Below are 8,172 nucleotides of genomic sequence, written 5' to 3' on the forward strand. Positions count from 1 at the left end.
CGAGGTGAGCCTTATGCGTGAGCCGGACCCGGTCCGGACCGGGCCCGCCAGCCAGCAGGGGATGCGCCGGGCCAACCTGGCCCTGGTGCTCGGGACGATCGCGGGCGGACCGCGCTCGCGCGCGGAGGTGGCCGCCGGGACCGGCCTGACCAGGGCCGCCGTCTCCTCGCTCGCCGAACAGCTGATCGCCGCCGGCCTGGTGGTCGAGGAGGGCCCCGCCGCGCCCAGCGGCAAGGTCGGCCGTCCCGGCACCGCGCTCGGCCTCAACCCGGACGGGCCCGGCGGCCTCGGCGCCGAGATCGGGGTGCGCCACCTGGGCGCCTGCGTGGTGGACCTGCGCGGGGAGGTCCGCGCCTGGCGGCGCCGGGAGGTCTCCAACCACGGGCGCGAGCCCGCCGCCGTGATGGCCGACCTCGCCCACCTGCTGCACGAGGCCGTCACCGAGTCGGGGCTGCGCCCGGCCGGGCTCACCCTGGCCGTGCCCGGGCTGGTCGGCGGCTCCGGCGGGGTGCTCCAGCGGGCCGCCAACCTGGACTGGCAGGACGTCCCGCTGGCCGCCGCACTGCGCCCGGCGCTGCGGGCGGCCGGCGGCGGCGTGGCCGGGCTGCCGATCGAGGCGGACAACGAGGCCAACCTCGGCGGACTGGCCGAGCGCTGGCTGGGCGCGGGCCCGGACGACTTCCTGTACGTCTCCGCCGAGGCCGGGGTGGGCGCGGCGATCGTGGTCGGCGGCCGGCTGCTGCGCGGGGCCGGCGGCTTCGCCGGCGAGTTCGGCCACGTGCCGGTCCACCCCGACGGGCCGCGCTGCGCCTGCGGGGCGAACGGCTGCCTGGAGCAGTACGCGGGCGAGGCGGCGGTGCTGCGGGCGGCCGGTCTGACCGGAGCCCGGGGCGACTGGGTGGCGCTGCTCGCCGACCGGGCCGGGGCCGGGGAGCGGGCCGCCCTCGCGGCGCTGGCCGGGGCCGGTGCCGCGCTCGGCACCGCGGCCGCCGGCGCGGTCAACCTGCTGGACCCGGCCGAGGTGGTGCTGGGCGGCGGCTACGCCCGGCTGGCGCCCTGGCTGCTGCCCGCGATGCGGGCCGAACTGGCCGCCCGGGTGACGGTGCGGCCCTGGTCGGAGGACCGGCTGACGGTCTCCCGGCTGGGCCGCCGCGGCCCGCTGCTGGGCGCGGCGGTGCGGGTCGTCCGGGCCATCGTGGCCGACCCGGGGCCGCTCGCGGCGGGGTGAGAGGCCTCCGGGCCGTCGTGGCCGACCCGGCCGACCCGGCCGACCCGGCCGAACTCGCGGGGCGCGCCGGGCCCCGGAACACGCGCCGGGCCCCCGGCCGTGGTGGCCGGGGGCCCGGTGACGGGACGGGAGCGGGCGGCTCAGTCCTCGGTGGGGACCAGCGCGCGGCCGCCGGAGCGCGGGCCGCGCAGGACGGCCAGCAGGGCGACGCCGATGCCGATCAGCGCCCAGACCACCAGGACCAGGATCGGCAGCCCCAGGTTGGTGGAGTCGAAGTAGGCGACCGACTTGGCCGCGCTGGTGCCGGCGCCGTTCGGGATCCACGAGCTGATCGCCCGCCAGAACGGCGGCATCATCGGCGCCGGGTAGACCCCGCCCGCGCTCGGGTTGCCGAGCACCACGAAGATCAGCACCGCGATGCCGATGCCGATGACGTCGAACAGGCACTGGAGCGCCATGGTGAAGGCGCCGACCGAGAACACCACCAGCGCACCGACGGCGCCCAGGCCGAGGATCGAGCCCGGCAGCGCGTCCAGCACCGGTCCGGCGATCACCGTGCCGAGCACGCCGGCGCCGATCGAGTACAGCGCGAGCACGCCGAGGCGGATCACCAGGCGGTGGACGTTGGCCGGCTTGGAGCCCGCGCTGATGCCCAGGATGGAGGCGACCAGGTAGCCGCCGACGCACCAGCCGATCACCAGGTAGAAGGCGGAGAGGCCGTTGGTGTCGCCCTTGGCGAGCGGCACCACGTCCTGGACCTTCACGGTGCGGCCCTGGCTCTGGTCGATCGCGGTGGTGATGGTCTCGGCGGCCTTGGCCGCGGACGGGCCGCGGGCGCCGCCGACCAGCAGGGTGTCCTGGGTGCCGGTCGGGTCCACGACCAGCGCCGCGTAGATCTTCTGGTCCTTGATCTGCTGGGTCGCCGTCTCGGCGTCCGGCGCGGTGAGGGCCTTGACGGCGTCGTTCGGCACCGACTCCAGCGCGCCGACCAGCTTGGGGGCGACCTGCGGCGGGGCGACCACCGCGATGGAGAGGTTCTGCGGGGCCGGCTTGTGCAGCGCCCCGATGTAGGAGGTGATGAAGCCGAGCTGGAGCAGCAGCACGCCGATCACGAGCAGTGCCGCGCGCGGGGTGACCGCACTCTTCAGTTCGGCGAGGAAACCCTGCCCCGGGGCTGCCATCCACATCTCCTTGCGTAACGGGGAAAAACGGTACTTCCAGAACCGATACTTCATACCATGAAGTAGTTGGCTTGTCGCACCTCCCGCGCCGGGCCGAGGCCGGCGCCGCTACGCGATACTGGCGCGGTGAGCGACGAGGATGCCCTGGTGGCGGTGGAGCGCGAGGTCGCGCTGATGTTCCGGCGGGGCCGGGCCAGAGTGGCGGAACTCTCACGGCGGGTGCACCCCGGGCTGGAGGGGATGGCGTACAGCCTGCTCGGCTACGTCGAGCAGGCCGGGCCGGTGCGGGTGACCGACGTCGGCGTGCACTTCTCGATCGGCAAGGCGACGGTGAGCCGGCAGATCCGCACGCTGGAGGAGCTGGGCCTGGTGGCCCGGGAGACGGACCCGCTGGACCGCCGGTCCGCGCTGGTCTCGCTCACCGAGGACGGGCGGCGGCGCTATCTGGCCGCGCAGGGCGTCCGGATGCGGCGGGTGCGCGAGGTGATGGACGGCTGGTCGCCGGAGGACGTGACCCGCTTCGCGGAGCTGCTGCACCGCTTCAACGACGTGCTGGGCGAGCCGCCGGCCGAGTGATCCGGCGGCGGTCGCGCGGGCCTCCGGGGCCCGCGGGCGAGGGCTTTACTTTCCCTTGAAGAAAGTTGCCTAATTCAACCATCCAGTCTTATGGTTGCTTACGGCAACGAAATTTCATGATCCGCGTATCCCGCGCGCTCGCCGAAGGACCCAGATGACCGTGACCACCGAGGCCGCGAGCGGAACCGCCGCAGCGGCCGACAGTCAACAGATGACGCACCGGCAGGTGATGGAGGCGCTCTCCGGCCTGCTGCTCGGCCTCTTCGTGGCCGTGCTCTCCTCGACCGTCGTCTCCAACGCCCTGCCGCACATCCTCGCCGACCTGCACGGCGGCCAGTCCGCGTACACCTGGGTGATCACCGCGGCCCTGCTCACCCTCACCGCCTCCACCCCGATCTGGGGCAAGCTCTCCGACCTCGTCAGCAAGAAGCTGCTGCTCCAGATCGCCCTGCTGATCTACATCGGCACCTCGGCGCTGGCCGGCCTCTCGCAGAACACCGGCGAGCTGATCGCCTGCCGGGCGCTCCAGGGCATCGGCGCCGGCGGTGTGGTGGCGCTCGGCCAGATCTGCCTGGCCGCGATGGTCCCGGCGCGCGAGCGCGGCCGCTACAGCGGCTACTTCGGCGCGGTCTTCGCCCTCGCCACCATCGGCGGACCGCTGATCGGCGGCGTCATCGTGGACACCTCCTGGCTCGGCTGGCGCTGGTGCTTCTACGTCGGCATCCCGTTCGCGCTGGTCGCGATCCTGGTGGTGCAGCGCACCCTCAAGCTTCCGGTGGTCAAGCGCAAGGCGAAGATCGACTACCTGGGTGCCCTGGTCATCACCGGCTCGGTCAGCCTGCTGATGATCTGGATCACCCTGGCCGGCAAGAACTACGCCTGGCTCTCCTGGCAGACCGCGGCCATGGTCGGCGGCGGCGTGCTGCTGGGCGCCCTGGCCGTCGTGATCGAGCGCCGCGCCGCCGAGCCGATCATCCCGCCGAGCCTCTTCAAGCACCGCACCGTCACCCTGGCCGCGCTGGCCAGCGTGCTGGTCGGCGTCGGGATGTACGGCGCGACCACCTTCCTCAGCCAGTACTTCCAGCTGGCCCGCGCCAAGTCCCCGACCATGGCCGGCCTGATGACCCTGCCGATGATCCTCGGCCTGGCCGTCTCCTCCGCGGTGGTCGGCCGGCTGATCACCAAGTACGGCAAGTGGAAGGCCTACCTGGTCTCCGGCACCGCGCTGCTCGCCGTCGGCTTCGCGCTGCTCGGCACCGCCCGGGCCGACACCAGCTACGTGCTGCTCTCCGTCTACATGGCGATCACCGGCGTCGGCCTCGGCCTGACCAGCCAGAACCTGGTGCTCGCGGTGCAGAACACGGTGCCCCGCAACGAGCTCGGCGCGGCCAGCTCGGTGGTCACCTTCTTCCGCACCATGGGCGGTGCGATGGGCGTCTCCGCGCTCGGCGCGCTGATGTCCAACAAGGTCTCCCACTACCTGGCCGAGAACCTGGCCGCGGCGCACGTCCCGGCGTCGCCCGCGGCCTCCGGCGGCGGCATCCCGGACCTGGCCAAGCTGCCCGCCCCGATCGTGCCGCTGGTGACGGACGCCTTCGGCCACGGCGTCGGCACCATCTTCCTGTGCGCCGCCCCGTTCGCGGCGCTGGCCTTCGTCACCGTGCTGTTCATCCGGGAGACCGCGCTGAGGACCACCACCCAGGAGAGCTGACCGGCCGCCGGGATACGCGAACGGGCCGGGGAGTGCGAAGGCACTCCCCGGCCCGTCGTGCTGGGTGCGGCTACTTGCCGGCGATCAGCGACAGCCCGTAGAGGACGGCCCCGCCGCACAGCGCGAAGCAGACGCAGGCGCCGGCCAGGGCGAGCCTGCCGCCGCCCGCGGCCCCGGCGCCCCCGCCCTCACGGGCGGCGACCAGGGCGGCCTCGCGGCGGGACAGCGCCAGGATGCCGAGCGCGAAGACGCAGACGACGGCGACGGTGATGCCGAAGCTGAATCCGGCGGTCTGGGCCAGGGCGTTCCACTTGATGTGCATGGTGAGTGCTCCTCAGCCTGCGGCGCTCAGGCCGCGACCGTGGTCGAGGCGGGGGTGGGGGTGTTCGCGGCGGCGCCGGCCGGTGCGACCTCGACCGGGGTGACGTCGACGTCGTTGACGTTGTCCGCGCCGACCGGCTGGCGGCGGGAGATCACCCACATCGCGCCCGCGCCGGCCACCAGCACGACGCCGACCAGGGCGACGCCCCAGCTGCCCTGCTCGGCCAGCAGGGCGGCGCCGCCGGAGACCACGGCGGCGGCCGGCAGGGTCAGGCCCCAGGTGTAGACCATGCGGCGGACCAGGCTCCAGCGCAGCTCGCCCTTCGGGCCGCCGAGGCCGGCGCCCATGATGCCGCCGGAGCAGACCTGGGTGGTGGAGAGGCCGAAGCCCATGTGCGAGGAGGTCAGGATGACGGTCGCGGCGGCCGACTCGGAGGCGAAGCCCTGCGGCGGGCGGATGTCCGCCAGGCCCTTGCCCATCGAGCGGATGATCCGCCAGCCGCCCATGTAGGTGCCGAGCGCGATCGCGGCGCCGGCGGAGACGATCACCCAGGTGGGCGGCAGCGCGCCGTGCGGCAGGGCGCCGACCGAGACCAGGGTCAGGGTGATGATGCCCATCGTCTTCTGGGCGTCATTGGTGCCGTGGGCGAGCGAGATCAGCGAGGAGGAGAAGATCTGGCCGGTCTTGAAGCCCTTCTCGGTGGTCGCGGAGTCGCCCTTGCGGGTGATCACGTACGCCAGCTTGGTGGCGCCCCAGGAGGCCAGGCCGGCGACGAACGGGGAGGCGACCGCGGGGATGAGGATCTTGGTCACCACGGTGTCGAAGTTGACGCCGTTCATGCCGACGCCGACGATCGTGGCGCCGATCAGACCGCCGTACAGCGCGTGCGAGGAACTGGACGGCAGTCCGCGCAGCCAGGTCAGCAGGTTCCAGAGGATGGCGCCGGCCAGGGCCGCGAAGATGATCTCGGGATGGACGCCGGCCTTCTCGTTGACGATGCCGCCGGAGATGGTGGTGGCGACCTTCACGGACAGGAACGCGCCCGCGAAGTTGAGCAGGGCCGCGATGGTGACCGCGACCTTCGGGCGAAGAGCTCCGGTCGCGATCGCGGTGGCGGCCGCGTTGGCGGTGTCGTGGAACCCGTTGGTGAAGTCGAAGGCGAGCGCCGTGATGATCACAACGGCTACCAGGAACGAGATGTGTTCCATACCCAAACAATCGTCGTAGTTGTCGCACGGACGTTGGTGACGTCGCGACCGTAGGTCTGCTTGGTAAACGGAAGGTGAACTGGGCCGGGAATCGTGGTTCCGATGGTTGACTCGCAGTGACCACTGGATTTCATCGAGGTGACATACGGCGCACTGAACTGGACATTAGCGAAGAACGCGCCGGTTCGACCCGGTTTGCTGAGAGCTGTCTCACAGGTCCATCGAGAATTAACCTCCCGGTCCGCATGCGCCCTGTTTCCGGCGAGTAACCCGTGGGAGGATCTGCGGGATCCGGGAAGCCGGGACAGGGGCAGTGCGCGGCGGGGAGGACCAGGCCATGGGCGGGGCGGGACAGAGAGCGGAGACGGCACGCGTACGGCCCTGGGTGCGGGCGGCGCTGCGCTGCGGAGCCGTCCTCGCGGCCGCGGCGCTCGCACTGCCGGTGGGCGCCCAGGCCGCCTGGGCCGCGCCCGACCCGGGAGTCGGCCAGATCGCCGCCGACGCCGACCCGCTCGCCGCCGCCAAGGCCACCCTCGGCCCGCTGCTCGACCGGCTGCACGGGCTCTACCAGAGCGCCGAGGCCGCCACCGAGCAGTACAACGGCGCCGTCGCCAAGGCGGCGGACCAGCAGACCGCGCTCACCGACCTCCAGGGCCGGCTGGACCGCCAGCAGAAGCAGGTCGACGCGGGCACCGACATCGCCTCGCAGCTTGCCGCCGCGCAGTACCGCAACGGGGCCGCGTCGGCCTACGCGGAGCTGCTGCTCTCCAAGGACCCGTACGAGGCGGTCGTCATCGCCGAGCTGCTCGCCTCGGCCAGCCGCTCGCAGTCGGAGTTCCTGGACAAGCTGAAGAGCGACCGGGACGCGCTGGACGGGCTGAAGAAGCAGACCGAGGAGGCGCTGGCGACCGCCCGGACGCTGGTCGTCCAGCAGGACGCGGCCAAGGCCAAGGCGTCCGCCGACCTCACGGCGGTCGAGCAGATGGTCTCCTCGCTGACCGGCGCCCAGCGGACCGAGCTGGAGCAGCTGGAGAAGGCCAAGGCGGACGAGGCGCAGCTCGCCTTCCTCGCCTCCGGGGCGCTCGGCAAGGGCGAGCGCACGCCCTCCCAGCAGGGGCGCGCGGCCATCGCCTTCGCGCTGGCGCAGGTGAGCAAGCCGTACCTGTGGGGCGGCACCGGCCCGGACGCGTACGACTGCTCGGGCCTCACCTCGCAGGCCTGGCTGCACGCGGGCAAGCCGATCCCGCGCACCAGCCAGGAGCAGTGGGCGCAGCTGCCGCACGTGGCGCTCAACCAGTTGCGGCCCGGCGACCTGGTGGTGTACTTCCAGGACGCCTCGCACATCGGGATGTACATCGGCGGCGGGCTGATCGTGCAGGCGCCGCGGCCCGGCGCGTTCATCAAGATCTCGCCGATCGGCTCGATGCCGATCCTCGGTGCCGTCCGTCCCGACCCGTCCGGCGCGGCGGACGACGCCGGCGGCGCCTGGAAGGTGCCCGACCTCCCGTCGGGCTGGGACGCCGTCACGCCGATAGCGCCGAGCCCGGCCCACCAGGTGCCGGCCACGCCGGCCCCCGGCGGCGAGGTGACGCCGCCGGCCGTGCCGCAGACGCCGGGCGGGACGCCGACCACGCCGGGCGGCACCGGTACGCCGACCGACCCGGGGACGCCGTCCGGCGGCACGCCCACCACGACCCCGACCGGCACCCCGACCGGGACGCCGACCGGGCCGGGCACCCCGAGCGGGACCGGCACGCCGAGCGGGACCGGCACGCCCACTCCGACCGGGACGGGCACCCCGACGGGGAGCCCGAGCGGCACCGGCTCGGCGACCGCCTCGGCCCCGGGCAGCGCGACGGCCACGCTGCCGCTGGGCACGCCGACGCACTGACGCCGCGGCACTGACACCGCAGCACGCGGGCCGCCCCACGTCACCGGACGTGGGG

7 protein-coding genes are annotated in these 8,172 nt (G+C 73.5%); 4 read left to right on the forward strand and 3 right to left on the reverse strand.

Annotated features, from left to right (window positions below):
• Positions 1–13 precede the first annotated feature (13 nt).
• Positions 14–1,228, forward strand: coding sequence for an ROK family protein (locus ACFWJ4_RS31710; RefSeq protein ID WP_380550113.1), 1,215 nt, complete (start codon positions 14–16; stop codon positions 1,226–1,228).
• A gap of 140 nt (positions 1,229–1,368) precedes the next feature.
• Here ACFWJ4_RS31710 and ACFWJ4_RS31715 read toward each other — a convergent pair whose 3' ends face one another.
• Entirely contained in the window at positions 1,369–2,409 is a 1,041-nt protein-coding gene (locus ACFWJ4_RS31715; protein ID WP_380550115.1) for a DUF3533 domain-containing protein, read from the reverse strand.
• Between the two features lie 126 nt (positions 2,410–2,535).
• On the opposite strand from ACFWJ4_RS31715, the gene ACFWJ4_RS31720 reads away from it, so the two are divergent.
• Together ACFWJ4_RS31720 and ACFWJ4_RS31725 are read left to right on the forward strand one after the other, a co-directional pair.
• Positions 2,536–2,985: a MarR family winged helix-turn-helix transcriptional regulator gene (locus tag ACFWJ4_RS31720; protein WP_380550118.1), complete on the forward strand. Its 450-nt coding sequence runs from the start codon at positions 2,536–2,538 to the stop codon at positions 2,983–2,985.
• Between the two features lie 154 nt (positions 2,986–3,139).
• Positions 3,140–4,696 (forward strand): MDR family MFS transporter, encoded by a 1,557-nt coding sequence (locus tag ACFWJ4_RS31725; RefSeq protein ID WP_359904454.1) that lies wholly within the window; start codon positions 3,140–3,142, stop codon positions 4,694–4,696.
• Between the two features lie 70 nt (positions 4,697–4,766).
• Here ACFWJ4_RS31725 and ACFWJ4_RS31730 read toward each other — a convergent pair whose 3' ends face one another.
• The gene (locus ACFWJ4_RS31730; RefSeq protein WP_359904451.1) at positions 4,767–5,018 is read right to left on the reverse strand and encodes a hypothetical protein; all 252 of its coding nucleotides are present in this window, start codon (positions 5,016–5,018) and stop codon (positions 4,767–4,769) included.
• Positions 5,019–5,044: 26 nt separating this feature from the next.
• Positions 5,045–6,226 (reverse strand): inorganic phosphate transporter, encoded by a 1,182-nt coding sequence (locus ACFWJ4_RS31735; protein WP_359904449.1) that lies wholly within the window; start codon positions 6,224–6,226, stop codon positions 5,045–5,047.
• 337 nt (positions 6,227–6,563) lie between these two features.
• Here ACFWJ4_RS31735 and ACFWJ4_RS31740 point away from each other — a divergent pair, with 337 nt between their 5' ends.
• On the forward strand, positions 6,564–8,117 hold the full coding sequence (locus ACFWJ4_RS31740) for a C40 family peptidase (protein ID WP_380550121.1): 1,554 nt from the start codon (positions 6,564–6,566) through the stop codon (positions 8,115–8,117).
• Positions 8,118–8,172 lie beyond the last annotated feature (55 nt).

Origin of the sequence: Kitasatospora sp. NPDC127067 (assembly GCF_042724755.1) — a bacterium.
GTDB classification, from domain to species: domain Bacteria; phylum Actinomycetota; class Actinomycetes; order Streptomycetales; family Streptomycetaceae; genus Kitasatospora; species Kitasatospora lactacystinica.

What these genes read in the sequence shown, in the direction of transcription:
- ACFWJ4_RS31710 (WP_380550113.1), top strand. Translation starts at nt 14, where the DNA reads ATGCGTGAGCCGGACCCGGTCCGGACCGGGCCCGCCAGCCAGCAGGGG.
- ACFWJ4_RS31715 (WP_380550115.1), bottom strand. Translation starts at nt 2,409, where the DNA reads ATGGCAGCCCCGGGGCAGGGTTTCCTCGCCGAACTGAAGAGTGCGGTC.
- ACFWJ4_RS31725 (WP_359904454.1), top strand. Translation starts at nt 3,140, where the DNA reads ATGACCGTGACCACCGAGGCCGCGAGCGGAACCGCCGCAGCGGCCGAC.
- ACFWJ4_RS31730 (WP_359904451.1), bottom strand. Translation starts at nt 5,018, where the DNA reads ATGCACATCAAGTGGAACGCCCTGGCCCAGACCGCCGGATTCAGCTTC.
- ACFWJ4_RS31735 (WP_359904449.1), bottom strand. Translation starts at nt 6,226, where the DNA reads ATGGAACACATCTCGTTCCTGGTAGCCGTTGTGATCATCACGGCGCTC.
- ACFWJ4_RS31740 (WP_380550121.1), top strand. Translation starts at nt 6,564, where the DNA reads ATGGGCGGGGCGGGACAGAGAGCGGAGACGGCACGCGTACGGCCCTGG.